This window comes from Enterococcus hulanensis (genome assembly GCF_005405485.1).
Lineage (GTDB): Bacteria > Bacillota > Bacilli > Lactobacillales > Enterococcaceae > Enterococcus_A > Enterococcus_A hulanensis.
The window spans coordinates 1-25,408 of record NZ_BJED01000005.1; the positions used below are offsets into that span (position 1 = coordinate 1).

24 protein-coding genes, 1 rRNA gene and 1 other annotated feature are annotated in these 25,408 nt (G+C 37.2%); of the genes, 9 read left to right on the plus strand and 16 right to left on the minus strand.

Annotated elements, in window-relative coordinates; genetic code table 11:
• Positions 1–62 (minus strand): 16S ribosomal RNA (locus FFR60_RS06460); the annotation flags it as partial.
• 606 nt (positions 63–668) lie between these two features.
• On the opposite strand from FFR60_RS06460, the gene croR reads away from it, so the two are divergent.
• The 3 genes from croR to serS all read left to right on the plus strand — a co-directional run bounded on the left by croR (position 669) and on the right by serS (position 4,094).
• A complete protein-coding gene (gene croR, locus FFR60_RS06465; protein ID WP_010742532.1) occupies positions 669–1,358 on the plus strand; it encodes a response regulator transcription factor CroR in 690 nt (229 codons plus the stop codon).
• On the plus strand, positions 1,348–2,529 hold the full coding sequence (locus FFR60_RS06470) for a sensor histidine kinase (protein ID WP_088933977.1): 1,182 nt from the start codon (positions 1,348–1,350) through the stop codon (positions 2,527–2,529). The genes croR and FFR60_RS06470 overlap by 11 nt, the downstream gene beginning before the upstream one ends.
• A gap of 30 nt (positions 2,530–2,559) precedes the next feature.
• Positions 2,560–2,769, plus strand: a binding site (T-box leader).
• A gap of 44 nt (positions 2,770–2,813) precedes the next feature.
• A complete protein-coding gene (gene serS, locus FFR60_RS06475) occupies positions 2,814–4,094 on the plus strand; it encodes a serine--tRNA ligase (protein ID WP_137663515.1) in 1,281 nt (426 codons plus the stop codon).
• A gap of 56 nt (positions 4,095–4,150) precedes the next feature.
• Here the strand turns inward: serS and guaB are convergent, their stop codons facing one another.
• Together guaB and FFR60_RS06485 are read right to left on the minus strand one after the other, a co-directional pair.
• Positions 4,151–5,635 (minus strand): IMP dehydrogenase, encoded by a 1,485-nt coding sequence (gene guaB / locus FFR60_RS06480; RefSeq protein WP_088933978.1) that lies wholly within the window; start codon positions 5,633–5,635, stop codon positions 4,151–4,153.
• A gap of 95 nt (positions 5,636–5,730) precedes the next feature.
• Positions 5,731–6,213, minus strand: coding sequence for a MerR family transcriptional regulator (locus tag FFR60_RS06485; protein WP_137663516.1), 483 nt, complete (start codon positions 6,211–6,213; stop codon positions 5,731–5,733).
• A 145-nt stretch (positions 6,214–6,358) separates the two neighbouring features.
• On the opposite strand from FFR60_RS06485, the gene FFR60_RS06490 reads away from it, so the two are divergent.
• Positions 6,359–7,825 (plus strand): MDR family MFS transporter, encoded by a 1,467-nt coding sequence (locus FFR60_RS06490; protein ID WP_137663517.1) that lies wholly within the window; start codon positions 6,359–6,361, stop codon positions 7,823–7,825.
• Positions 7,822–8,529: a DUF4811 domain-containing protein gene (locus tag FFR60_RS06495; RefSeq protein WP_137663518.1), complete on the plus strand. Its 708-nt coding sequence runs from the start codon at positions 7,822–7,824 to the stop codon at positions 8,527–8,529. The genes FFR60_RS06490 and FFR60_RS06495 overlap by 4 nt, the downstream gene beginning before the upstream one ends.
• Positions 8,530–8,576: 47 nt before the next feature.
• On the opposite strand, the gene FFR60_RS06500 is transcribed toward FFR60_RS06495, so the two are convergent.
• The 7 genes from FFR60_RS06500 to FFR60_RS06530 all read right to left on the minus strand — a co-directional run bounded on the left by FFR60_RS06500 (position 8,577) and on the right by FFR60_RS06530 (position 14,104).
• The gene (locus FFR60_RS06500; RefSeq protein ID WP_137663519.1) at positions 8,577–9,281 is read right to left on the minus strand and encodes a DUF1129 domain-containing protein; all 705 of its coding nucleotides are present in this window, start codon (positions 9,279–9,281) and stop codon (positions 8,577–8,579) included.
• Between the two features lie 14 nt (positions 9,282–9,295).
• Entirely contained in the window at positions 9,296–10,396 is a 1,101-nt protein-coding gene (gene ychF, locus FFR60_RS06505; protein ID WP_088933984.1) for a redox-regulated ATPase YchF, read from the minus strand.
• Positions 10,397–10,426: 30 nt separating this feature from the next.
• On the minus strand, positions 10,427–10,624 hold the full coding sequence (locus FFR60_RS06510) for a DUF951 domain-containing protein (protein WP_137663520.1): 198 nt from the start codon (positions 10,622–10,624) through the stop codon (positions 10,427–10,429).
• A 41-nt stretch (positions 10,625–10,665) separates the two neighbouring features.
• Positions 10,666–11,556: a ParB/RepB/Spo0J family partition protein gene (locus FFR60_RS06515; RefSeq protein ID WP_088933986.1), complete on the minus strand. Its 891-nt coding sequence runs from the start codon at positions 11,554–11,556 to the stop codon at positions 10,666–10,668.
• Entirely contained in the window at positions 11,543–12,310 is a 768-nt protein-coding gene (locus FFR60_RS06520; RefSeq protein WP_010747430.1) for a ParA family protein, read from the minus strand. Before FFR60_RS06520 ends, FFR60_RS06515 begins: the two co-directional genes overlap by 14 nt.
• Positions 12,311–12,380: 70 nt before the next feature.
• Positions 12,381–13,094 carry a 16S rRNA (guanine(527)-N(7))-methyltransferase RsmG gene (rsmG, locus tag FFR60_RS06525; RefSeq protein WP_088933987.1) on the minus strand — a complete coding sequence of 238 codons (714 nt, stop codon included), beginning with the start codon at positions 13,092–13,094 and terminating at the stop codon, positions 12,381–12,383.
• Between the two features lie 119 nt (positions 13,095–13,213).
• Positions 13,214–14,104: a LysR family transcriptional regulator gene (locus FFR60_RS06530; RefSeq protein ID WP_137663521.1), complete on the minus strand. Its 891-nt coding sequence runs from the start codon at positions 14,102–14,104 to the stop codon at positions 13,214–13,216.
• A 147-nt stretch (positions 14,105–14,251) separates the two neighbouring features.
• Here FFR60_RS06530 and FFR60_RS06535 point away from each other — a divergent pair, with 147 nt between their 5' ends.
• The 3 genes from FFR60_RS06535 to aroD all read left to right on the plus strand — a co-directional run bounded on the left by FFR60_RS06535 (position 14,252) and on the right by aroD (position 17,276).
• Positions 14,252–15,460, plus strand: a complete 1,209-nt coding sequence (locus FFR60_RS06535) for an MFS transporter (protein ID WP_137663522.1) — start codon at positions 14,252–14,254, stop codon at positions 15,458–15,460.
• Between the two features lie 171 nt (positions 15,461–15,631).
• Positions 15,632–16,510 carry a shikimate dehydrogenase gene (locus tag FFR60_RS06540; RefSeq protein ID WP_137663523.1) on the plus strand — a complete coding sequence of 293 codons (879 nt, stop codon included), beginning with the start codon at positions 15,632–15,634 and terminating at the stop codon, positions 16,508–16,510.
• A 10-nt stretch (positions 16,511–16,520) separates the two neighbouring features.
• Positions 16,521–17,276, plus strand: coding sequence for a type I 3-dehydroquinate dehydratase (gene aroD, locus FFR60_RS06545; protein ID WP_137663524.1), 756 nt, complete (start codon positions 16,521–16,523; stop codon positions 17,274–17,276).
• A gap of 159 nt (positions 17,277–17,435) precedes the next feature.
• On the opposite strand, the gene mnmG is transcribed toward aroD, so the two are convergent.
• The 6 genes from mnmG to rpmH all read right to left on the minus strand — a co-directional run bounded on the left by mnmG (position 17,436) and on the right by rpmH (position 23,266).
• A complete protein-coding gene (mnmG, locus tag FFR60_RS06550; protein WP_137663525.1) occupies positions 17,436–19,337 on the minus strand; it encodes a tRNA uridine-5-carboxymethylaminomethyl(34) synthesis enzyme MnmG in 1,902 nt (633 codons plus the stop codon).
• A gap of 15 nt (positions 19,338–19,352) precedes the next feature.
• Entirely contained in the window at positions 19,353–20,750 is a 1,398-nt protein-coding gene (gene mnmE, locus FFR60_RS06555) for a tRNA uridine-5-carboxymethylaminomethyl(34) synthesis GTPase MnmE (RefSeq protein WP_137663526.1), read from the minus strand.
• 218 nt (positions 20,751–20,968) lie between these two features.
• Positions 20,969–21,721, minus strand: a complete 753-nt coding sequence (gene jag / locus FFR60_RS06560) for an RNA-binding cell elongation regulator Jag/EloR (RefSeq protein WP_137663527.1) — start codon at positions 21,719–21,721, stop codon at positions 20,969–20,971.
• A gap of 98 nt (positions 21,722–21,819) precedes the next feature.
• The gene (locus tag FFR60_RS06565; RefSeq protein WP_088933995.1) at positions 21,820–22,641 is read right to left on the minus strand and encodes a YidC/Oxa1 family membrane protein insertase; all 822 of its coding nucleotides are present in this window, start codon (positions 22,639–22,641) and stop codon (positions 21,820–21,822) included.
• 17 nt (positions 22,642–22,658) lie between these two features.
• Positions 22,659–22,994: a ribonuclease P protein component gene (gene rnpA, locus FFR60_RS06570; RefSeq protein WP_137663528.1), complete on the minus strand. Its 336-nt coding sequence runs from the start codon at positions 22,992–22,994 to the stop codon at positions 22,659–22,661.
• 137 nt (positions 22,995–23,131) lie between these two features.
• A complete protein-coding gene (gene rpmH / locus FFR60_RS06575) occupies positions 23,132–23,266 on the minus strand; it encodes a 50S ribosomal protein L34 (RefSeq protein WP_006703104.1) in 135 nt (44 codons plus the stop codon).
• Between the two features lie 621 nt (positions 23,267–23,887).
• On the opposite strand from rpmH, the gene dnaA reads away from it, so the two are divergent.
• Positions 23,888–25,213 (plus strand): chromosomal replication initiator protein DnaA, encoded by a 1,326-nt coding sequence (gene dnaA / locus FFR60_RS06580; protein ID WP_088933998.1) that lies wholly within the window; start codon positions 23,888–23,890, stop codon positions 25,211–25,213.
• Positions 25,214–25,408 lie beyond the last annotated feature (195 nt).

A 25,408-nucleotide genomic window follows, 5' to 3' on the forward strand; every position in this document is an offset into this window, starting at 1 on the left:
ACTTGCATGTATTAGGCACGCCGCCAGCGTTCGTCCTGAGCCAGGATCAAACTCTCATATAAAGTGTTTGAAACAGTCGTTAAACTGTTAAGCTCAATTTGTTAATTGACTTGCTAGCATATTGCTTGCTATGTTGTTTGTTTCTATTAATATAGAAACGCCCTACACATTTGGTTTGTTTTATTCGTTCAGTTTTCAAAGGTCTACATGGTTTGCCGCTTTGTTTCAGCAACTTTTATATCTTAACAGGTTGCCGAGCAATTGTCAACAACTTTCTTGAAGTTTTTTTCAAAGAAGTTGCCGTCATCGCTTTATGCGACTTTGATAGAATAACTGAAAGTCAGTTATCTGTCAACAATATTTTTAGTGTTTCGAAAGATTTTTTATCGTTTCAGAACATAAAATAATATAGCAGTTTTATAAGGTTTGGTCAACGAAAAAAATGCTATTTTATCCACTTTTTTCAATTCCGATGAATAATTGGAAACAGAGAGGTTTTGTTCGTTTTTTTTCTTTTGAAAGCATTTTTTTCGGTTATTAAAAAAATAATTTTCGTCATTCTATTTTTGATTTTTTCTTAACTCATAATGCTGTCTTTCGCCTTCCGTTGATTTCTTTGGTAAAATAAGGGTGTGTTTATTTATATATATGAACGGAGGAACATTTAAATGAAAGTATTAGTTGCAGATGATGATAAAGAAATTGTAGAACTATTAAGTATTTATTTGCATAATGAAGGCTATGAAGTCGTAAAAGCATACGATGGCAAAGAAGCCTTGAGTAAACTTCGAACCACAAATGATATTGATTTACTCCTATTAGATATTATGATGCCTGTTATGGATGGTATGCAAGTCGTAAAAGAGTTAAGAAAAGAATCGCAAATTCCAATTATTATGTTGACGGCTAAGACAACAGATATGGATAAAATCAAGGGATTAGTTGCTGGTGCGGATGATTATGTAACAAAACCATTCAATCCTTTAGAAGTCATGGCTAGAGTAAAGTCTTTATTACGCCGGACGAAGATGCATGTTGCTGAAGATCAACCAGATATTCTTGAGATTCAATCACTGATCATTAACAAAGATTCTCATGAAGTCAAAACAGTAGATGGAAAAGAAATTCAATTAACTGCTTTAGAGTTTGGCATTCTATACTTATTAGCTAGTCATCCGAATCGTGTTTTCAGCGCCGATGAAATTTTCGAACGAGTGTGGAAACAAGAAAGTATCGTCTCAGCGAAAACGGTCATGGTTCATGTCAGTCACTTGCGTGATAAGATCGAAGAAGCGACTGATGGTGAAAAAGTGATCCAAACCGTATGGGGTGTGGGTTATAAAATAGATGCAAAATAAACTAGAAAAGAAAAAACGTGTCACCCTTACTTCAAAAGAAGTCAGTGAGTTAATCGCTGAAGGAATCGTTACCGTAATCTTATTGCTTCTATTAAATGTTGCAATTATGGTGCTTTTTACTCAGATGTTAAATAATTCACCGGATCTAACTGATGCAATCTATCGTTCAAAAGATATTTTCGCTAATAATCTTGGTAGTGACATCTTTTGGAGTGGACGCAATTTTGTTATTCCTCTTTTCATCATCATTGATGTGCTGATTGTCTTTTGGCGATTGATTAGACGTTATCGTCAAATGCAGTTACGACACATCATTAATGAGCTACATTACATCGCTAATGGGAATTATGATTACCGAATCCCCTTTGAATTACGTGGGGATCTTAGCAAAGTTGTCGACAGTATAAATGGTTTAGTAGATAGTACGGTTGCAGCTATAGAAGATGAACGAGAAATTGAAAAGTCGAAAGATGAACTAATTACAAATGTCAGCCATGACATTCGCACACCGTTAACTTCTATTATTGGTTATCTCGGTTTGATCGAAGACGGTCAATATCAAAATAATGATGAGATTCTTAAATACACAAGTATCGCATACAAAAAAGCCAAACAAATGAAATCTTTAGTTGAGGACTTGTTTGAATATTCAAAGGTTCGACAACCTTCTGTTCCTGTTAATACCGTCTCTTTTGATATGGTACAATTATTGGAACAATTGGCTGCTGACTTTGAATTAGAAGCAAAAAAGAAAAACATTCAAATTCAAGTTGAAACAAAAGAAAACCAACTGATAATGGATGGCGATACAGAAAAGCTCGTTCGCGTCTTTAACAATTTAATTACAAATGCGTTAAAATACGGGACTGAGGCCAACAAGATTGTTATCGAGATTGAAAAGGCGAAAAATGAAGCAGTCGTTACTGTCAAAAATAATGGGATACCGATTCCTAGAGAAGCTCTGGATCAATTATTTGATCGTTTCTATCGTGTTGATGGCTCTCGTTCTCAGGAAATCAGCGGAACTGGATTAGGTTTGGCTATTGCCCAAAATATTGTTAATCTTCATGGTGGTTATATCTATGCGCAATCAAATGATGATTGGACTTCTTTTATCATTCACTTGCCGCTTTATAAGAACCAAGTGAAGCCTATTTCAGATAATCATTGACTTTAAAATTTTGATTGCTTATACTAATCTCAATAAGATATGCAGGAAACCAAGTACATGGGTTTGTTTTTTTAGAGAGTTGATGGCTGGTGAAAATCAACAAAACAACTTATGGAAATCCAGTTTCACGATCTGTGTTTTTTGAAAGAAAAACCGTGTGACGTCGATATCCGTCTTTCAAGTGCAGCGTATGCTGAATTTGGGTGGTACCGCGAAATTCAACACCTTTTCGTCCCTATTAAAGGGAGGAAAAGGTGTTTTTTTATTTTAAAGGAGGAAAAATAATGCTAGACGTAAAAATGATTCGAAACAACTTTGCAGAAGTAAATGAAAAATTAGCAACTCGAGGCGTAAAAGAGGAAGTATTGAAACGTTTCTTAGATTTGGATGAACAACGTAGACAACTACTAGTAAAAACAGAAGAATTAAAAAAATATCGAAATGACGTTTCAAATGAAATCGCAAAATTGAAACGCGAAAAAAATGATGCGGCTGATAAAATTGCAGAAATGAAAGAAGTTGGTGTAAAAATCAAAGATTTCGATACTCAAGTAGACAAGATTGATACACAATTAACAGAAATAACAACAACTTTACCTAATCTACCGCATGACTCTGTACCAATCGGTGAAGATGAAGATGACAACATAGAAGTTCGTCGTTGGAGTGCCCCTCGTCAATTCTCTTTTGAACCAAAACCTCATTGGGAGGTCGCAGAAAATCTGGATATCTTAGATTTTGAACGCGGCGCAAAAGTGTCAGGTAGCCGTTTTGTTTATTACAAAGGTTTAGGGGCAAGATTAGAACGTGCGGTTTACAATTTTATGTTAGATGAACATGTTTATGAACAAGGTTATACGGAAATGATTACGCCTTACCTGGTAAATAGCAAGTCAATGTTTGGTACGGGGCAATTCCCCAAATTCAAAGAAGATGTTTTTCAAGTTGAAGATCGTGACTTGACGTTGATTCCAACAGCAGAGGTCCCTCTAACGAACTATTATGCTGATGAAATTTTAGATGGTAAAGAGTTGCCGATCTACTTCACAGCCTTGTCTCCTTCTTTCCGTTCTGAAGCAGGGAGTGCTGGACGCGACACTCGCGGTTTGATTCGTTTACACCAATTCCACAAAGTAGAAATGGTAAAATTCAGCGACAAAGAAACTTCTTACGATGAACTAGAAAAGATGACTCAAAATGCAGAAATTCTCTTGCAAAAATTAAACTTGCCTTATCGCGTCATCACATTATGTACAGGCGACATGGGCTTCTCAGCTGCTAAAACTTATGATTTGGAAGTATGGGTTCCTGCTCAAGATACTTATCGTGAAATTAGTTCATGTTCAAATTGCGAAGACTTCCAAGCACGTCGCGCAATGATACGTTATCGCGATGAAGATAGCAAGGTTCAATATGCTCATACACTGAACGGTTCTGGCTTGGCCGTTGGCCGGACTGTGACCGCCATCTTAGAAAACTATCAAAACGAAGATGGATCAGTTACCGTCCCAGAAGTCCTAGTACCATATATGGGAAATGTGAAAGTCATAAAGAAAGAAAAATAATTCATAAAAATGGCGTCTTCGCATATGCGAAGACGCCATTTTTAAGTAATTAATTTTTATTGTTCAACTGAATAGTTCGGTGCTTCTTTAGTAATTTGAACATCATGAGGGTGCGATTCTTTTAATCCATTGCCGCTCATTTGAACAAATTGTGCATTTTCACGTAAATGTGCTAGATCACCTGCACCAACGTAACCCATTCCTGCCTTCAAACCGCCAATCATTTGGAAAATAATATCTGCGGCTGATCCTTTATAAGCTACACGACCTTCGATACCTTCAGGAACTAATTTATTGGCTTCATTAACGCCGCTTTGGAAATAACGATCGCTTGAACCTTTTTCCATCGCACCTAAAGAACCCATTCCGCGATATGTTTTGAATCGACGACCTTGATAAATTTCAAATTCACCAGGAGACTCGTCTGTTCCGGCTAGCATTGAACCAAGCATAACTGCGTGTCCGCCTGCTGCTAATGCCTTTACAATATCACCAGAATATTTGATTCCGCCATCAGCAATAATTGCCTTTCCGTACTGACGTGCCACTGATGCTGCATCATAAATTGCTGTTAATTGAGGTACTCCCACACCAGCAACCACTCGTGTTGTACAGATTGAACCAGGTCCAATACCCACTTTTACAACGTCTACGCCAGCGTCATATAAAGCTTTTGCACCTTCAGCTGTTGCGATATTGCCTGCAATTAAAGTAGCTTCTGGGAACGTTTCACGGATTTCGCGAATTTTGCGTAAAACACCAGCGCTATGACCATGAGCAGTATCGATCACAATACCATCAGCGCCCGCTTTTAACAAAGCCTCAGCTCGTTCAAAAGTATCACTAGTTACACCGACAGCCGCAGCAACTAATAAACGACCATGCTCATCTTTAGCAGCATTCGGGAATTCAATAACTTTTTCGATATCTTTAATTGTAATCAAGCCGCTTAAGCGACCTTCTTCATCAACTATCGGTAATTTTTCGATTTTGTGCTTTTGTAGTGTTTTTTCGGCATCTTGTAATTTAGTACCAACAGGCGCTGTTACTAAACCATCCTTAGTCATAACTTCGTGAATAGGGATATCATAATTTGTTACAAAACGCATATCTCTATTCGTAATAATTCCGACTAACTTGCGATTTTCCAATGTTTCTACGATTGGCACACCACTAATACGATAACGACTCATTAAATCTTCAGCATCTTGTACTTTGTGCTCTGGTGTTAAGAAAAACGGATCAATAATTACACCGCTTTCTGAACGTTTTACTTTACGAACCTCATCTGCTTGGGCAGCAACACTCATATTTTTATGGATGACTCCCAGACCACCTTGGCGGGCCATAGCAATTGCCATTTTACTATCTGTCACAGTATCCATACTTGCGCTCATTAATGGAATGTTCAATTTGATGTTTTTCGCCAACTGTACACTCATATCCACATCATTTGGCAATACATGACTCTCCGCTGGAATCAACAAAACATCATCAAACGTCAGACCTTTTTTTGCAAACTTCGTTTCCCAATTAGACATTGTTCGTTACCACTCCCCAGAATTATTTTTAATAAAAAAACTAACAGAATGAGCGAGTGAAGTCAATAACTTGTGTCGAAATCCTCATCTAACCTTTATTTTTCTATAGGCTCAAACCATTTCTCAAGTAACTCAGCAGTTATTTCACTGTTTTCCTCAAGTATTTGATAGGTTGCTTGATTTGTATCGCTGTCACGAATCAAATAGAAACCCTCTTTATTCGAAAAATTATCCAAGTGAATTACTGTAAAACGTTCATCGACTTGTTGAACTCCTTTAAATATTTCACGTAACAGTGTTTTTGCTTGATGAATATTTTCTTGATGTTCTTGTGCCTTATCTACAGCTGCAGTTAACGTATACCCTTCATCTAAAAAATGCTTAATAATCTCTACTTTAATCACCATCGGCAACTTAAATTTCCGATTACCGTTTTTTTCCCCGGTAGATTTAATATATCCTTTTTGTTCCCAATATCGAATTTGACGTGGTGAGACGTCAGTTACTTTACTTAATTCACTGATACCTACTAATAAGTCATCACTTTCTAGGAGCTGTTTGACCGTATTATTCTTCACAACGCATCCCTCTCTTCACCTTATGATTATACTTTCGCTAACAAGCGTGTCAAGTAAGTTGACAAAGAATTTGAATAGCAGTAAAGTAACAAACGGACATTTATTGTTTCTGAAAATTTACAAAAAAGAGAGAAGGCGTTAGATCGTGAGTAATAATCAAACGGTCGATATTTACGGGAAACCCTACAATCGTTCTTTATTAGTCGTTGTACTACTAATAGGGACATTTTGTACGGTGTTAAACCAAACTTTGTTAACAACAGCTTTTCCAGCACTAATGAAAGCTTTCGACATATCTGCTTCTAGTGTTCAATGGCTAACAACTGGCTTCTTGTTAGTTAACGGGATTATGATCCCTATCAGCGCATGGCTGATTAATAAATTTAGTTCAAAAAAATTGTATTTAACTGCAATGACAATCTTTTTGATTGGTACGATTACTTGTTTCATCGCACCAAATTTTTCGACTTTATTAATTGGACGATTAATACAAGCTGCTGGTGTTGGGATTTCAATGCCATTACTACAAAATATTATGCTTTCAATCTTCCCGCCAGAAAAACGCGGCTCTGCAATGGGAATGGCTGGAATCGTTATCGGACTTGCCCCAGCATTAGGACCTACCCTTTCTGGTTGGATTATTGATCATTATACTTGGCGCGATCTTTTCGGCATGGTGATCCCTATTGTCATTTTAGTTTTAGTACTAGCTACCTTTTTAATGAAAAGTGTTATTCAATTGTCTAACCCTAGTATTGATATCTTATCTGCTTTATTATCAACAATTGGTTTTGGCAGCTTGTTATATGGTTTCTCTTCTGTTGGTAATGACGGTTGGGGCAGTGCTAAAGTTATTGGATTTTTAGTCGTTGGTGTTGCCGTTATCGGCTTATTCGTATGGCGGCAGTTACATCTAGAGCATCCATTTTTAGAACTACGGGTATTTAAGTCACCAATTTTTACAATTGCGGCAATTTTAAGTGGTGTGGTTAATATGGCGATGGTTGGTGCCGAAATGGTTCTTCCTTTATACATTCAAAATATTCGTGGGGAATCAGCTTTCCACTCTGGTTTAATGTTATTACCAGGTGCCTTAATTATGGGGTTAATGATGCCTATTACGGGAGCAATCTTTGATAAGCATGGGGCAAAACGTTTAGCAATTAGTGGGATGTTAATCTTAACAGCGGCTACTTTACCTTTCGCATTTTTAACTTCTGAAACACCAATTGCTATGATCGTAATCTTATACGCAATGCGGATGTTCGGCATTTCAATGGTCATGATGCCTGTCACTACTTCAGGTATGAACGCCTTACCAATGAATTTGATCAGTCATGGTACGGCTGTAAACAACACCTTCCGTCAAGTTGCAAGCTCCATCGGAACAGCCATATTGATTAGCGTGCTTACTAATGTTACGAAAGATAATTTACCGGCAGCACATTTGCTAAAAACTTTACCACTATCATATAAGAATCAAGCAATCAGTGCTACATTGTCTGGTTATCATGCAGCCTTCTATGTTGCAGTAATATTTGGTGTCGTTGGCTTTATCATTACATTTTTCTTAAAAGCCAATCAAAAAGCTGAAGGAGGTATAGCAAAATGATTTTCGCTATCACAATTATCAGTGTATTAGCTTTTGCACTAACTAATATTTTTGCAAAAAAAACTTGGCAAACATTTCTTTCAGTAATTTTTGCAGCTATCTTCTTAATCAGCTTAGGTTTCATTACCGCTAATGATCACTATCACTACGGTATGAAAAAAGTTACCGAGACCACAACTCAGACACTGACTTCTACGACTGATAATAAAAACATGAATATGTTGCTCTATCAACCTCTTGGTGATGGCACAGAAAAGATTTACCTATACAAAACGAATGAATCACAGAAAAAACCAAAAACAACCGGAACAGATCATGTCACCAACACTGTAAAAAAAGATCAAACAAAAACACAGTTACGTACGGATAAAACATATTGGGTCTATAAAAATGATACTGCCAAATTCTGGTTTGGACTTTCTAGTAAAAATCATCAACTAATCAATGAAAAAAATACTTTCAATATTCAAAAAGATTGGCTCGTTTTAAGTACGGATCAAGCAAAAAAATTAGCTAAATTAGCAACTGAAAACAAAGCTACTATGGAAAGCGAAGCTAAAAACTTTGTTCAAGAAAAAGTTAAAGCTGCTATAATACAAAATCCATCAATGGATCAAACAACACAGCAAAAAATAATTCAACAGGCTACAAAAGAATATCAACAACAAGCAATGACAAAATTGATTGCTAAAGCAACAAAATAGCTAAAAAAAGGGAGACAAAGTTCAAATGAACCTTGTCTCCCTTTTTTCTATCTACGCGGTGCAGTTGCTAAGCTGCTGATAATTCCAAAACGTTTTTTCAAGTAATATCGTAACGCTAATGCAAGAGCTGATAAAACAACCATAAGCATCGGGTCAAGAACAGGATTCAATGCCGGCGGTAATAATGCTGCTCCATTGAATACTAAAAACCACACAATTGTAACTGAGACTAACATAAGAATCGTCTTCCAAGTTTTTGGTTTTTTCGATCTATCTGCCCCAGGTTGTTCAAACTGGTAGACAAATAGGTACATCATGTAAAACACTAGTCCACCCACAGCAGAGGCTACGAGTAATGTTGTTAGACCATAAGTAACAGTTGGTGTTCCACGTGAAACAAACAATCCCATAATCCCAGCAACAATTCCTAATAGACCAAATAACAATAAGCAGTTGTCTAACCACATCAATGAAGCAGTAGTTGATTTTTTCTGTTCAGCCGGCTTATTAACAATTGCATCCAACCGCTCTGAAACAGTACCAAATAATTGTCTTGCTGTTTTTCCGGATTTCTGTTCTTCAACTAAAATTGGCAGCATCTCATTTAAGGCTACGATGGTTTGTTCATCCGTCAAGTTCGCTGCTTTTAAAGATTTTTTCAAGTCAAAAATGTATTGCTCGTTACGCTTAGTCAGCTTCTCTTCAAGTTGAACATTTTCTGCTTGCAACGTTTGTAACTTTTCTGGTTCCATTGTTTCTTTCCTCCCTAAACGTTGAAACGGAACAACATTACATCGCCGTCTTGTACGACATAATCTTTTCCTTCTAATCTGACACGGCCAGCCTCTTTTGCTGCGTGCATACTGCCATATTTATTTAAATCTTCAAAAGATACTGTCTCAGCTCGAATAAATCCACGTTCAAAGTCTGTATGGATGATTCCAGCCGCTTGAGGTGCTTTCGTCCCCTTTCGGAACGTCCAAGCACGAACTTCTTGTTCGCCTGCAGTAAAGTAAGTCGCTAAACCTAACAAGTCATATGCTGTGCGAATTAACTGATCTAGCCCAGATTCTTCTATTCCCATAGCTTCTAGAAATTCTGCTTTGTCTTCATCTTCCAGTTCAGCAATTTCTTCTTCCGCTTCAGCACAAACAACGATTACTTCAGAATGTTCACTAGCTGCAAAATTACGCACAGTTTGCACGTATTCATTGTCATCTGGACTAGCAACTGTATCCTCATCGACATTTGCCACGTAAAGAACAGGTTTACTTGTTAGTAAGAACAATCCTCTTACGATTTTTTGTTCTTCTTCTGTAAATTCAATTGTTCTAGCGGATTGCCCTTCCTCTAAAACAGGTTTTAGTTTATCCAATACGGCTAATTCTGCAACTGCATTCTTTTCTTTCGTTTTCGCTACCTTTGCTACACGAGCATAGCGTTTATTAATCGAATCTAAGTCAGCTAAAACTAACTCTAAGTTAATCGTTTCTATGTCTTCTAATGGATCAACTCGGCCCTCAACATGCGTAATATTTTCATTATCAAAACACCGCACCACATGACAAATTGCATCAACTTGACGGATATGGCTCAAGAATTGGTTTCCTAATCCTTCTCCTTTGCTAGCACCTTTCACAATGCCCGCAATATCGGTAAATTCAAAGGTTGTTGGAACTGTCTTTTTAGGGTGGACCAACTCAGTTAGACGTTCTAAACGCCAATCAGGTACTTCTACCATTCCAACATTGGGATCAATTGTCGCGAAAGGATAGTTAGCAGCCTCTGCACCTGCTTTAGTAATTGCATTAAATAATGTAGATTTACCAACATTGGGCAATCCTACGATTCCGGCTGTTAAGGCCATGGTTTACTTCACTCTTTCTCTACTAAGGAATTATTCTTGAGTCGAATCTTTTTTCTTCTCAAGGATTTTTTTCATTTTCTTTTCAAAATCGCGGCGTGTCATCATAACGATATGTCCGCAATTTACACATTTGATTTTGATATCCGCACCCATACGAATGATCTCCCAGCGATTTGTCTGGCAGGCATGCGGTTTCTTCATCTCAACGATATCACCTAAATCATACATCTGGCAAACCCCCACATTCATTCTTTTTAGATACTATTCATCTATGATTCATCAAAATGTATATTCAAAATATCTAAGATACGAGTAAGGTCAGATGGAGAGAGGTATTCAATCGAAATTTTTCCTTTTCCGTCTTTTTCAACAATCTCAACACCTGTTCCGAATTTATCCATCAGACGATCTTCACTTTCCCGTAAATAATAAGGTTTTTCCTTGGTTAAACGAGGACCGTTTTTCTTGTCCTTTGCTTTACCTTCATTATATTCGTTAACAATCTGTTCTAATTGACGAACCGTCAAGCTTTCTTTTACCGCACGATTTGCTAATTTCAAGATTTGATCTTTTTTCTTCAATCCTAACAACGTACGAGCTTGTCCCATTGACAAACGCTCATCTTGCACCATTTCTTTAACTAATTTAGGCAAGGTCAATAGGCGTAAATAATTAGCGATGTATGGGCGGCTTTTTCCTAAACGATTGGCCACATCAGCTTGGGTTAGTTTTAGATTTTTCATTAACATCTCATAGGCTTCAGCTTCTTCCAACGGATTCAGATCTTCCCGTTGTAAGTTTTCCAATACTGCAATCTGCATCATCGCTTCCTCATCAAACTCACGAATGATGGCAGGAATTGTTTCTTTCCCTGCCAGTTTAGAAGCCCGGAAACGGCGTTCACCAGCTATTAACTCATACCCTTTAACCGCTGACTTTCTTACAATGATTGGTTGAAAAACTCCGGATTGTTCAATTGAATTAGCCAATTCTTGCAAAGTGGTTTCATCAAATGATTTCCGTGGTTGATAGGGATTGGGACGTAGATCACTTAAAGGAATCTCGACCACTTGATCCTTCTTCATATCCACTTCTTCTATCTCAGAAAGATCTTGAAATAGAGCATCGATACCGCGACCTAATCCTTTATTTTTGCTCACGAACTAACACTTCCTTTGCTAGAGCTTGATAGACTTCAGCACCTTTTGAGCGTGGATCATAATCAATGATTGGCTTCCCGTGACTAGGTGCTTCAGATAAACGGACATTTCTCGGAATAATCGTATCGTAAACTTTTTCTTGGAAATAGCGGCGGACTTCTTCTACAACTTCCGCACCCAAATTTGTGCGAGCGTCGTACATAGTTAACAGTACACCTTCGATTTCTAAGCCTGGATTGAAATGTTTTTGTACCAAACGAACAGTATTCAAAAGCTGACTCAATCCTTCCAATGCATAATACTCACATTGAACTGGAATCAAGATCGCATCGCTGGCAGTAAAAGCATTAATCGTTAAGTGGCCTAATGATGGCGGACAATCCACCAAAATAAAGTCATACTCATCACTGACTTCTGCTAAGGCACTCTTTAAACGTGATTCTCGTGCCATCATAGAAGTTAATTCGATTTCTGCACCAGCTAATTGCAAAGTAGCTGGGACAATTGATAAGTTTTCCCGTGAGGTTTTAATAATTGTCTCTTTAATTGGAACTTCATTGACTAAAACGTCGTAAATATCTTGTTTCACATCAGGCTTGCGTACACCTAAGCCGCTTGTAGCATTTCCCTGGGCATCGCTATCGATCAACAAGACTTTCTTACCATCATACGCTAAGCACGCACCCAAATTGACAGTCGTCGTCGTTTTACCAACACCGCCTTTTTGGTTTGCAACAGATATGATCCGTGCCATCTAATTTCCTCCTAGTTCCTACTAAAAAATTTATTTCCCTAAAGGAAAATAATTTATAATATCCATTTAATTATTTTAAAGGTTGCTTATTCGGCAGACCAGCTTTACGTGGATATTTTTTTGGTGTTTCTTTCTTCTTTTGCACTGTAATGATATGACGTGTATCTCCATTTGGCAATGAAACATCTTCGGCATTAATCAGCTTGCCGCCTAATAGTGCGATCGCTTGTTTTGCTTCAGCTAATTCTTCTTCACTTTTTGCTGCTTTTAGGGCAAAGAAATACCCTTCCTTTTCAACTAAAGGCAAACAAAGTTCCGTCAAAACATTCAATCGAGCTACTGCCCGAGCAGTCACAAAATTAAATGCTTGCCGAAATTCAGGGTTTTGTCCAAATGTTTCTGCTCTATCATGATAAAGATGCACACCATCTAGTTGCAATTCATTTACCAGTGTTGTTAAAAAAGTAATTCGTTTATTCAAAGAATCGACGATTGTAACCTCTAATTCTGGAAAAACGATTTTTAACGGCAAACTAGGAAAACCGGCACCTGATCCTACATCACACAGATTTCCTTCTGGTTTGAAGGTATCCGAGAAAGCTAATGTAATCGAATCATAAAAATGTTTCAAATAAACTTCCTTATGTTCTGTAATTGCAGTGAGATTCATCTTTTGGTTCCATTCAACCAATAAATGAAAGTACGTCGCAAATTGATCCATCTGTCTGGTTGACAGTTCAATCCCTTGCTTACCTAATTCCACTTGAAATTCTTCTGGTGTCATAAAAAATCCTTTCATTTTCGTGAAACAGCAAAATGTTTCACAGACTATCCTATACTTTAACGTATTATTGCCTTACATGCAATGGTTTACGTATGTTTCACACAGAGATTAAGAAAGGTTTAATCCCATTTTTTATTCGTGTTTTCCAGACAAAAATCATAGAACTTTTTCAAAACTGGAATTTCTAAATTATTTTTTTTCACAGCTAAATAAATATTTCGATCATCCAAGTCATCGGTAATAGTCAATTTCTTTACAGGAAAAGAACTGATTGATGGGATATTGGGCATGATCGCTATCCCATAATTTTGTCCGACAAAACCTAAAACACTATGATCTTCTTCTAGTTCACAGACAATCTCTAACTCTAGTTTCAGACTTTTTATTTGTTGATCTAAATAAGGACGCAGTCCACTTTGTTTACTATAGCAAACGTATGGATAGTTAGTCGTTTCTTGCAAAGAAATACTGTCATATTTTGCCAAGGGATGCGCCAATGGGACTACCACCACCATCTCTTCCTGTGTTAAAATTTGATAAATCAATTCAGAATCGTTACTCACTTTTGAGCAAATCCCAATATCTATTCGATCATCAAGCAACATTTGAATTATTTGGTTGGAGTTGCCTTGTTGAAATTCAAAATTAATTTTTTGATGACCTTTCTGATGGAAAGATTGTGTCAATTTTGGCGCTAGATTAGCTCCCATCGTAAAAATAAAACCAAATTGAATTTCACCAGAATCAGGATCAACCATCTCCTGTAATTTACGTTGGCCTTTTTCGATTTCAGCCAAAGCCGGAGAAACATATTCATAAAAAATCCGTCCGTGGCGAGTCAATTGAATATTTCGTCCTTTTTTTTCAAACAGCGTTACTCCAATTTCTTGTTCCAACATCGTCATTGCATGACTGATATTAGGCTGAGATGTATTGGATTCTTTCGCTGCTTGTGTCATATGTTCTGTTTGAGCTAATGTCACAAAAAATTCTAATTGTCGCAAATTCACTTTTTCACCCCATCACTAAAAAGTATCCATTTATTTGATAAATAGAGTTTATCAATTTTATTGATATAAATCATTAGTTTTCATAATAAATTTGCGTTATTATGTGGGTGACTTCAAGTGAAATAGATCACATGAAAGGAGTCTCTTATGAAGAAAGAAAACTATCGCCTTTTAATTTCTAGTTTATATTTTAATTATATTTTTCAAGGAATGGCTGCTATTATTTTATCTCAAAATATGGCAAATTTAAAAATACACTGGCAAGCCTCCACCGCTCAAGTCACGTTAGTCATGAGTGCTATCGGACTGGGAAGGATTTTAAGTTTATATTTTTCTGGTTACATTTCAGATAAATTCGGACGAAAAAAAACAGTCTTAATTGCTATCGCTTCTTATATGATTTTCTTTTGCGGCATGCTTCTTGGTCCTAACTATAAATTAGCGTTTTTTTTAGCTATGTTTGGTGGTGTCAGCAATGCCTTTCTTGATACTAGTACCTATCCGACATTAGTTGAAGCTTATCCTGATGAACGGGTAAATAGTTCTTTAAGTGTTTTAAACAAAGCTTTTATCTCTCTTGGCCAATTTCTATTACCCTTTATTACACGTTATTTACTGCAACATGATCTATTTTTTGGGTGGCCGTTTATCCTATGTGCATTGTGTTTATTCGCTAATATGTTTTACTTGCTTTTTGCTCGCTTCCCGAAGTCAGCAACGCTCATAAAAAAGGATGCGGATATTACAACAGCTCCTACGCCTAAAAATCGCGGAAAATTTAAAATAGACGGAATTGCATTATTGATTTTTTCTTTTGTTTCCGTCTCATTATTTAATATTTTTATTTTATGGATTCCTCAATATGCTGAAAGTATGCAGATAGTTTCTCATGAAAATAGTCTAATTTTCGTCAGCCTTTACAGCACGGGATCATTTATCTCGGTATTCTTTACTTCGGGCATAGTAAAAAAAGGGATCAATATTCCTAAGTTTATCAGTTTCTGTCTTTTGATCTCAGGGATATCGCTGCTCTTGATGCTAATTTATCCAAGTTTCGCTACAGTCATTGCAGCAGCTATCTGTATTGGAATTTTTGCTGCTGGCGGTATTTGGCAGTTGGGGTTAGCCTTGATGCTGGAACTGTTTCCTAAAAAGAAAGGCAAATGCACTAGTTATTATTCACTAGCGACTTCTGTCTCTATTATGGTTACACCCTACATTACAGGCATACTTAGTGAACAAGGTATCGCTTATGTTTTTTGGTTCGTTATTCTTTTAAACGTGATTGGGTTGATTGCTTCACTCGTTATCGTTCATCGTTACAATAAATTAGTAAAACGATTAGTCTTAAGCTAATCGTTTTATTTATTCGCTTTATTGATTTTATCAATATAAAGCATTAGTTTTTCATCGAATTAAATTCTAAAATGGGTATAATCAATTGTGATTTAATTCATAAGAAGAAAAAATAGAAAACGCTTTGATTGAGAATTGTTGAACAAATAAATTGAAAAGAGGAATTTACAAATGACTGAAAGACTTACTGGACACACTTTATTAATCAGCTTGATTGCAACACCCATCCGCCACAGCATGTCTCCTACAATGCATAACGAAGCTTTTGCTAAGTTAGGACTTGATTATGCCTATTTAGCATTTGAAGTTGGTAATAACGAGTTGAAAGATACGGTTCAAGGGATTCGTGCCTTGGGTATCCGTGGTTCAAATGTTTCAATGCCTAATAAACAGGCTATTATTCCTTATCTAGACGAAGTTTCTCCCGAAGCCTCTTTAATTGGTGCAGTTAATACTGTTACAAATATTGATGGCAAAGGACAATTGGTAGGGTACAATACAGATGGAATAGGTGCAATGGAGGCGCTAAAGGATGAGGGCGTCGAAGTGAAAGACCAAATCATTACCTTAACAGGTGCCGGCGGAGCTGGTACAGCTATCGCTATCCAAGCTGCTTTTGATGGCGCTAAAGAATTACGAATTTTCAATATTAATGACGCTGTTTTTGAAAACGCTAAAGACACGGCACGTAAAATCAACGAAAATACAGACTGTCGGGCAACTGTAACTGATCTAGCCGACCAAGAAAGTTTCAAAAAATCTATCGCAGAGAGTAGTATTTATATTGACGCGACTGGTGTCGGCATGAAACCATTGGAAGATATGAGCCTAATTACTGATCCATCTATGATTCGGTCAGACTTAGTTGTTTTTGATGTTGTTTACTCTCCTCGTGAAACAAAATTATTGAAATTCGCTAAAGAGCATGGTGCAAAAAAAGCGATCAATGGACTAGGTATGATGCTTTATCAAGGTGCTGCTGCGTTTAAACTATTTACTGGAGAAGATATGCCCGTCAACTATATTAAGGATCTTCTATTTAAAGACTAGGAGGAATAGAATGAAAACAGTAACTGTTGACCACGTTAAAATCGGGGAAGGTCTCCCAAAAATCATCGTACCAATAGTAGGTAAAACTACAGAGGACCTGTTATCAGAAGCAGAAACAGTCCATGCATTAGATTGTGACTTAGTAGAGTGGCGGATAGACTTTTTTGAACTCGTTCACGAGCCGCAAGCCGTCGCTAAACTTTCACATAATCTAAAAGCAATTTTAGAAAAACCGCTGCTGATTACTTTCCGTACGAAAAAAGAGGGCGGCGTTTGTGAGCTTTCAGATGATGATTATTTTAACCTTTACAAAGTAATTATTTTGGAAGGTGATTTAGATTTATTAGATGTGGAGTTGTTCATGCCAGAAAAAAAAGTTGCTGAAACAATCGATTTAGCACATCAAAATGGAATTAAAATTATCATGTGCAACCACGATTTTGATAAAACTCCAGAAAAAAATGAGATAATCACTCGCTTACGTTCTATGCAAGAAAAAGGAGCAGATATCTGTAAGATTGCAGTAATGCCGCAATCTTCTGCTGATGTATTAACCTTGTTAGACGCTACACGCGAAATGTATGAAGAGTATGCCAATGTCCCATTAATTACGATGTCAATGGGGGCACTAGGTATGGTAAGTCGCATTTCTGGTCAAGTTTTCGGTTCTGCCGCTACTTTCGGTTCTGCCGGAACAGCTTCTGCACCAGGACAGGTTCCGGTTGTTGAATTACGTAAAATGTTAACGACGCTGAAGTTAAGCTAAATGATTTTTCTATACAAAAAAACAGACACGAATGTAGGAACCTTCAGAAGTTAGATTTTGTATCTAGCTTCTGGGGGCGTACAAGCTGTCTGTTTTTTAGTATTACGGTTTTATCAAATAAAAAATTTTTATATGGCATTGAAATAGATCAATCTGATCTTATGCTGTTTCGCTACTTACCTTCGCTATTTTTCCTTGCTCTACATAAACCATTAGTATACTGATATCTGCGGGATTCACACCACTGATACGGCTGGCTTGAGCAATCGTTTCTGGTTGGATTTTTTGTAATTTTTGTTTTGCTTCTGTGGCTAGACCGTTAATAGCTTCGTAGTCAATTCGTTCAGGGATACGTTTTGTTTCCATTCGTTTTAATTTTTCTACTTTTTCCATCGCTTTTTTGATATAGCCTTCATATTTAACTTGGATCTCTACTTGTTCTACTTCTTTTTCTGACAGTTCATCATTCGTAGGAATAAATTGCAGCAATTCTTGATAAGAAATCTCTGGGCGTTTCAAAAAGTCGCTCGCTAAAACACCGTCCTTCAATTCTGCGCTATTTTTAGTTCGCAGGAAGCTTTGAACTTCCGCATTAGGTTTTATGCGAATAGACTGCAAACGAGCCATCTCCGCTTCAATATGCGCCTTCTTGATCAAATATGCTTGATAGTTCTCTTCTCCCACTAAGCCAATCTCATGTCCTATTTCTGTCAAACGTAAATCTGCATTATCGTGACGTAATATCAAGCGATATTCTGCTCTTGATGTCAATAGTCGATAAGGTTCATTGGTTCCTTTTGTAACCAAGTCATCAATCATAACCCCGATATATCCATCGCTGCGTTTCATAATAAAAGGTTCTTTGTCTTGAATCTTTAACGCTGCATTGATTCCCGCCATCAAACCTTGACCTGCAGCCTCTTCGTAGCCACTAGTTCCGTTCGTTTGGCCAGCTGTATAAAGATTTTCAATTACTTTTGTTTCAAGTGTTAGGCGTAATTGATGAGGAGCTACCATATCGTATTCGATTGCATAACCTGTTCGCATCATTTCCGCATTTTCCAAACCTTCAATTGAATGTAAAACCTCATTTTGTACATCTTCTGGTAATGACGTTGATAAACCTTGAACATAGACTTCTTCTGTGTGTCGTCCCTCTGGTTCTAAGAAGAGTTGATGCCGTTCTTTGTCAGCGAATCGGACAATCTTGTCTTCGATAGAAGGACAATAACGGGCCCCTACTCCATCAACAATACCAGTAAACATCGGCGCACGATGTAGATTATTTTGAATAATCTCATGACTTTTTGGATTCGTGTAGGTCAGCCAACAAGGAATTTGTTCTTGCAAGTATTGACTATCTGGTGTTTGATAACTAAAATGATTTGGTTTTTCATCACCAGGCTGAATTTCAGTTTTGCTATAGTCAATTGAGCCTGACTTCACTCGCGGCGGCGTTCCAGTTTTAAAACGGTGGATTTCCAAACCTAACTCTTGTAAATGATCCGCTAATTTAATCGATGGTTGTGAATTATTAGGTCCTGATGAATATTTTAATTCCCCGATTATGATTTCGCCGCGCAATGCTGTGCCCGCAGTAATAATTACTGCTTTTGCTGAATAAACGGCTCCAGTCGAAGTGACAACTCCCTTGCAGACACCGTCTTCAACAACTAAACGGTCAACGACTCCTTGTTTTAACGTAAGTTTTTCCTCTTTTTCGATTGTATGCTTCATTTCTTCTGCATAAGCATGTTTATCTGCTTGCGCTCTTAACGCTCTTACGGCAGGACCTTTACCTGTATTTAGCATCCGCATTTGTATATATGTTTTATCAATATTGCGTCCCATCTCACCGCCCAGTGCATCGATCTCTCGTACGACAACACCTTTAGCTGGACCGCCAATAGACGGGTTACATGGCATGAACGCCACCATATCTAAATTGATTGTGATTAATAATGTCTTTTGACCCATACGAGCTGTTGCTAGGGCTGCTTCAGAACCAGCATGTCCTGCACCAACAACGATTACATCATAATTTCCTGCTTGATATTCCATGTAGCAACTCCTTCTTTATTTTCCTAAACAAAATTGGCTGAATAATTGTGTAATCAGTTCATCTTGTACACTATCGCCAACAATTTCACCTAAATAGTCCCAGCAACGAGTCATATCTATCTGAACTAGATCCACTGGCATGCCTGCCATAATTCCATTGCGAACTTCATTCAATGATTGTCCTGCTTTTTCGAGCAATGCAATATGTCGAGTGTTTGATACATACGTTGCATCTTTTTCGCCTGTTTGACCTCCAAAGAAAAGTTTAGCAATTGCTTCTTCTAACTGATCCATGCCGGCTTTTTCTAAAACGGAAATTGCAAAAACTTCATCTTCATTTAGATACGTTGCGAGATTTTCACGCGACAATTGACTTGGCAAATCTGTTTTATTTAATAAAATAATCCGCTTTAATCCTTGCGTTGCTTCCAACAACTCTTTGTCTTCTGAAGTAAGAGGCTCACTTTGGTTCAATACCAATAAAATCAAATCAGCTTCACCTAAAGCTTTGCGACTGCGCTCCACACCAATTCGCTCCACTACATCATCTGTTTCTCGAATTCCTGCAGTGTCGATTAATTTTAATGGTACCCCACGGACATTCACATATTCTTCAATTACATCACGTGTTGTTCCAGCAATTTCTGTCACGATCGCTTTTTCTTCATGCAGCAAGTAATTCAATAAGCTTGATTTTCCAACATTAGGACGACCAATAATAGCCGTACTTAAACCTTCACGTAAGATTTTTCCTTGTTTGGCATTCAATAGCAATGCATCAATTTGCTGCCCCACTTGTTGCGCTTTTTCTAATAGTAATTGTGTGGTTAACTCTTCCACATCATCGTATTCCGGATAATCGATATTTACTTCCACTTGCGCTAATGTTTCTAAAATTTCTTGACGCAACTGCCGAATCAAATGAGATAAGTTCCCATCTAGTTGGTTAATGGCAATATTCATTGCGCGATCCGTTTTCGCTCGAATCAAATCCATGACAGCTTCTGCTTGAGATAAATCTACTCGGCCGTTTAAAAAAGCTCTTTTAGTAAATTCTCCCGGCTCAGCTAAACGTGCTCCTGAACGTAAAATAAGCTGTAATAATTGATTAACAACTACAATCCCGCCATGACAGTTTATTTCAACGATATCTTCGCGTGTAAATGTCTTCGGTGCCCGCATCACACTGACCATCACTTCATCGACCACTTGCTGATCAGCCGGGTCAATAATATGGCCATAATGAATCGTGTGTGTCGGTACATCTAACAAACACTTTTTCCCGCTGCTAAACACACTATCTGCTATTGTTACAGCCTGGTCGCCACTTAAGCGCACAATACTGATTGCTCCTTCACCTGGTGGGGTCGAAATTGCCGCAATCGTATCAAATTCTAAGGTGATCTCTGCCACTTTTTTTCCTCCTATTAATTAAGAACATAAAAAAAGTGCCTACTCCACCCCTTGTTAAAGGAGTAGATTGAGCACTTTGACTGCTTTTTCTACAAAATTCTGGTGTAAGATTAGCACATTTTTTTTGACAATTCAAGCATACGTGCTGAAATAGCGTCACTTTCTCAAATTTTGATAAAGAAAAAGCTGCACCGAATTATTCGGCACAACTCTCTAGTTTAAAAATATTTTTTCGCTGGTTCCACAACCAGATAGCGATAAGGGTCTTCACCTTCAGAATGAGTTTTAATATACTCATCTTTGCTTAACGCTGAATGAATCATTTTTCGTTCGAAAGCTGGCATTGGTTCCAAAAAGACTGGTCGCCCTGTTTCTTTTACTTTCTCTGCAGTTCGCTGAGCTAAACGCGTTAAGACTTCTTCGCGTTTTTGACGATAATTACCAACATTCACCACTACTGACAGTTTTTCTTTTGCTACACGATGCAGAAAAACTTGTGCTAAATATTGTAGAGCATTCAATATCTTACCATGTTTACCAATCAGCATCCCTTGTTTGCTAGTTTCTAAATTCATGATAATTAGGCCGCTAGCTTCATGTTGAATCTTAACTAACGCTGGCACGCCCATATCATTAGTAACATTTGTCAGGTAGATTGCCAATTCTTTAGTTGCTTCTTCTTCATCCAATTCGTTCAATTGATTAGTTGAAGAAGCTTCTTTTAGTACCATTTCTTCTGTTTCTGCTTCACTTGAGGAATTTTGCTCTTTTGTTGTTACATCAGGAGTAACCACGGGTTCTTCAACCTTGATCGCTTCAATTGAAACACGAGCATCCTTTTTCCCCATTCCTAAGAAACCCTTTTTTGCATCTGCTAAAATTTCAATATCAACGGCTTCTTTCTTCACCCCTAAAGCTTGCAATCCTTTTGAAATTGCTTCATCGATTGTTGGTCCTTCATAAACAGGCATTTTCTAAACCTCCTTATTTGTAATTAATGTAAATTATTTAACTTATAGCAATGAAACTAATTAAATCCACTTAAAAAGTAGCTAACATCTAAATAGCTTTATTTTTTACGTTTCTTCTTCGGATGCTTAGCCTTCTCCAGAGCTCGTTCTCTTGCTCGAAGCTGACGAGCGGCTTCTTCTCGTTCTCGACGGATTTTAAATGGGTTATTGATTAATAATGTTTGAACTACTTGGAATGCATTGGAGATAACCCAGTACAAGGATAATCCACTTGCTAAGTTCAAAGCCATAACAAAAATCATAACTGGCATTGCAAAGTTCATAATTTTTAGTGAAGCATTGGACTCAAGTTGACTCATACTTGATAAATAGCTACTTGCAAAAGTAAAGACTGCCGCAAGAATCGGTAAAATAAAGTAAGGATCAGATTGACTCAAGTTTAACCATAGAAAATGACCGGATCGTAACTCTGGAATTCGTAAAATAGCTTGATACAAAGCCATCATTACAGGCATTTGCACTAGAAGCGGCAAGCAGCCTGCGTAAGGGCTCACATTATTTTCTGCATATAACTTTTTGGTTTCCTCTTGCAGCTTTTGTTGTGTTTCTTGATCACGAGAACTATATTTTTCTTGCAACGCCTTGATTTTCGGTTGCAATTCTTGTGTTTTACGCATGCTTTTGGTCTGGAAATGCATTAATGGCATCAAAATGATTCGGATAATAATCGTAAATAAGATGATACCTATCCCAACATTGCCAAAAGCTAAGCCCTTAATAGCTTGACCGAAGTAATAAACCACATAGCGATCCCATACACCAGTACTGTGTGCACTGACTTCTCCTGTTCCACAGGCTGATAATAAGAAGACGAGGCTCAGCAATCCCGTCATCAATAATATTTTTTTATATTTCTTCACCTAAATCTGTTTCCTTCCTAACTTAATATTTTGGCTAATTTTAAAACATGTATAAGATTCGAACGCATTTCATCATGAGCTAAGTCTTTTGTGGTCGGACGTGCAATCACAATAAAATCTATTGCCGGCAACTCCAATTTTAACTCTTGCAAGATAGCACGGATCTGCCGTTTCACTCGATTTCGCGTTACAGCATTTCCAACTTTTTTACCGACTGACAAACCTACTCGAAAATGTTTTTGACCAGAAGGTTCTAGACGATATACTACGAATTTTCGATTCGCAAAAGAAACACCTTCTTGAAACACTTTTTGAAATTCTCGTTCTTTTTTGACCCGATATTTTTTCTTCATCTAGTTTCCTTCGTTTCTTTTAAATCTATACCTGACAATAATACCATACTTCAAAATAAGGATTCATCCTTATTTGTCAGAAAAATTCCTTAAGAATATCATTTTAGATACAAAAAAAACCACTGACCGGCAGTGGCTTAAGCAGCAAGTACTTTTCTTCCTTTACGACGACGGCTTGCTAATACGCGACGGCCGTTTTTAGTGCTCATGCGTTTACGGAATCCATGAACTTTTTGACGTTTACGTTTATTTGGTTGATAAGTTCTTTTCATTAAAATACACCTCCATAGCTAACATTACATAGACATACCCGAATATTATAACGACTCTCCCCCTACTTTGTCAATCATGAAATGAAAAAGACCATGCAAGATCATCAGTTTTTCGAATACAAATTGATCAAATGTTAAACGTCTTATTATCGAATCCACAACTTTTTCAAAAAGAAGAGCACCAAAATAGGACGATTTTCTCAAAATATGGAAGAAATTTTTTATCCACAAAAATTGGGGATAAATCTCTTTTTTCTGTGCAAAACATTTTAGCGAAAAAAAGTTGGATAGATTTTCCAAAAGTTTTTCCCACAAAAATTTAGCACTTGGAAAACTTGTCCACATGGTGGATAAGTTTTGTGCATAACTATCTTCCGTATTTATCTGTCAAGGTGCTTTTTTACTTAGTTTTGTGAATTTGTTAGTGGAAAAAGCAAGCTTTCCACAATTTTTCTACAAGCTGTGAATATATTTTTACGTCTATCTGAATATCTTTTTGTATTTTTATACATTTTGTGGAAAACCAAGAATTTAACTATATTTATTTCTGGTTGTGGAAAACTTTTATAAAAAATGATAAAGTAAGTCTATCTGAATTTTATTAATTAGGAGGCGACTTATTTGACCTCATTGGACAATTTCTGGCAGGAATTGAAGGACAGCTATAAAAATGACCTCAATCCTGCCAGTTATGATGCTTGGGTAGGGACAGCAAAACCCTTAACTTTATCAAATAATCAATTAACTATAGAAGTTACAAGTGATTTACATAAACGTTATTGGGAGAAACATTTAGCCGCAAAAATCGTAGAAATCGGTTTTAAAGTAACCGGAGACGAGATAATGCCATTATTTGTGACTCCAGATGAAGCACCACCTGTCAGCATCGTGGAAAAAGAGGAAACACCAAAATTAGATACAACGAAACGTGCGATGCTCAATCCTAAATACACATTTGATACCTTTGTAATTGGTAAAGGGAACCAGATGGCGCACGCTGCTGCATTAGTTGTTGCTGAAGAACCCGGATCAATTTACAACCCACTTTTTTTCTACGGTGGTGTTGGTCTAGGGAAAACGCACTTGATGCATGCTATTGGCCACCAAATGTTAGCGATCAATCCTAAAGCAAAAGTAAAATATGTTTCGAGCGAGACTTTTGCTAATGATTTCATCAATTCGATTAAAAACAAAACATCGGAAGAATTCAGACAAGAATATCGGAAAGTGGATTTGCTATTAGTTGACGATATTCAATTTTTTGCAGACAAAGAAGCAACTCAAGAGGAATTTTTCCATACTTTTGAAAACTTGTATAACGATAATAAACAGATCGTATTAACTAGTGACCGTCTTCCTAATGAAATTCCTAAACTACAAGAACGCTTAGTTTCCCGTTTTGCTTGGGGGCTGTCAGTTGATATCACTCCACCAGATTTAGAAACTCGAACAGCTATTTTACGGAAAAAGGCGCAAGCGGAAAATCTTGAGATTCCGGATGATACGTTAAGTTATATTGCGGGACAAATTGATTCAAATATCCGTGAACTTGAAGGTGCTTTGGTACGTGTTCAAGCATTCGCTACAATGAATAGTGCCGATATTACTACCAGTATCGCCGCAGATGCTTTAAAGAGTTTAAAAGGAACTAGCAATGCGCAACTTTCTATCAGTAAGATTCAAGATGAAGTCGCAAAATTCTATCATATTCAAGTAAAAGATTTAAAAGGGAAGAAACGTGTTAAAGCAATAGTCGTTCCACGCCAAATTGCTATGTACCTATCCCGTGAGATGACGGAAAGCTCCTTACCAAAAATTGGGGCTGAGTTTGGTGGGAAAGATCATACAACTGTTATTCACGCACACGAAAAAATTAGCCAATTAATGAAAAATGATAGCAGTATTCAACAAGAAATTGCAGAAATCAAAAACTTGTTACTTGGATAGCCTGTGGAAATAATGAAAAGAAAAGGTTTATTTATCCACACCTTTTCCACAAGCAATAAGATGATGGCATCAGTCTTTTGTTTCAGTTTTCCACATGATTAACAAGACCTACTACTTTTATTACTTAATTATCTTAAATAAATAAAAGAAATACCTGCGGCTTTCAATGCAACCAAAAAACAAAGCTCATAATCA

Coding starts and splice junctions, on each gene's coding strand:
- croR (WP_010742532.1), top strand. CDS start 669: ATGAAAGTATTAGTTGCAGATGATGATAAAGAAATTGTAGAACTATTA.
- FFR60_RS06470 (WP_088933977.1), top strand. CDS start 1,348: ATGCAAAATAAACTAGAAAAGAAAAAACGTGTCACCCTTACTTCAAAA.
- serS (WP_137663515.1), top strand. CDS start 2,814: ATGCTAGACGTAAAAATGATTCGAAACAACTTTGCAGAAGTAAATGAA.
- guaB (WP_088933978.1), bottom strand. CDS start 5,635: ATGTCTAATTGGGAAACGAAGTTTGCAAAAAAAGGTCTGACGTTTGAT.
- FFR60_RS06495 (WP_137663518.1), top strand. CDS start 7,822: ATGATTTTCGCTATCACAATTATCAGTGTATTAGCTTTTGCACTAACT.
- FFR60_RS06500 (WP_137663519.1), bottom strand. CDS start 9,281: ATGGAACCAGAAAAGTTACAAACGTTGCAAGCAGAAAATGTTCAACTT.
- ychF (WP_088933984.1), bottom strand. CDS start 10,396: ATGGCCTTAACAGCCGGAATCGTAGGATTGCCCAATGTTGGTAAATCT.
- FFR60_RS06510 (WP_137663520.1), bottom strand. CDS start 10,624: ATGTATGATTTAGGTGATATCGTTGAGATGAAGAAACCGCATGCCTGC.
- FFR60_RS06520 (WP_010747430.1), bottom strand. CDS start 12,310: ATGGCACGGATCATATCTGTTGCAAACCAAAAAGGCGGTGTTGGTAAA.
- rsmG (WP_088933987.1), bottom strand. CDS start 13,094: ATGACACCAGAAGAATTTCAAGTGGAATTAGGTAAGCAAGGGATTGAA.
- FFR60_RS06535 (WP_137663522.1), top strand. CDS start 14,252: ATGAAGAAAGAAAACTATCGCCTTTTAATTTCTAGTTTATATTTTAAT.
- FFR60_RS06540 (WP_137663523.1), top strand. CDS start 15,632: ATGACTGAAAGACTTACTGGACACACTTTATTAATCAGCTTGATTGCA.
- aroD (WP_137663524.1), top strand. CDS start 16,521: ATGAAAACAGTAACTGTTGACCACGTTAAAATCGGGGAAGGTCTCCCA.
- mnmG (WP_137663525.1), bottom strand. CDS start 19,337: ATGGAATATCAAGCAGGAAATTATGATGTAATCGTTGTTGGTGCAGGA.
- jag (WP_137663527.1), bottom strand. CDS start 21,721: ATGCCTGTTTATGAAGGACCAACAATCGATGAAGCAATTTCAAAAGGA.
- rnpA (WP_137663528.1), bottom strand. CDS start 22,994: ATGAAGAAAAAATATCGGGTCAAAAAAGAACGAGAATTTCAAAAAGTG.
- rpmH (WP_006703104.1), bottom strand. CDS start 23,266: ATGAAAAGAACTTATCAACCAAATAAACGTAAACGTCAAAAAGTTCAT.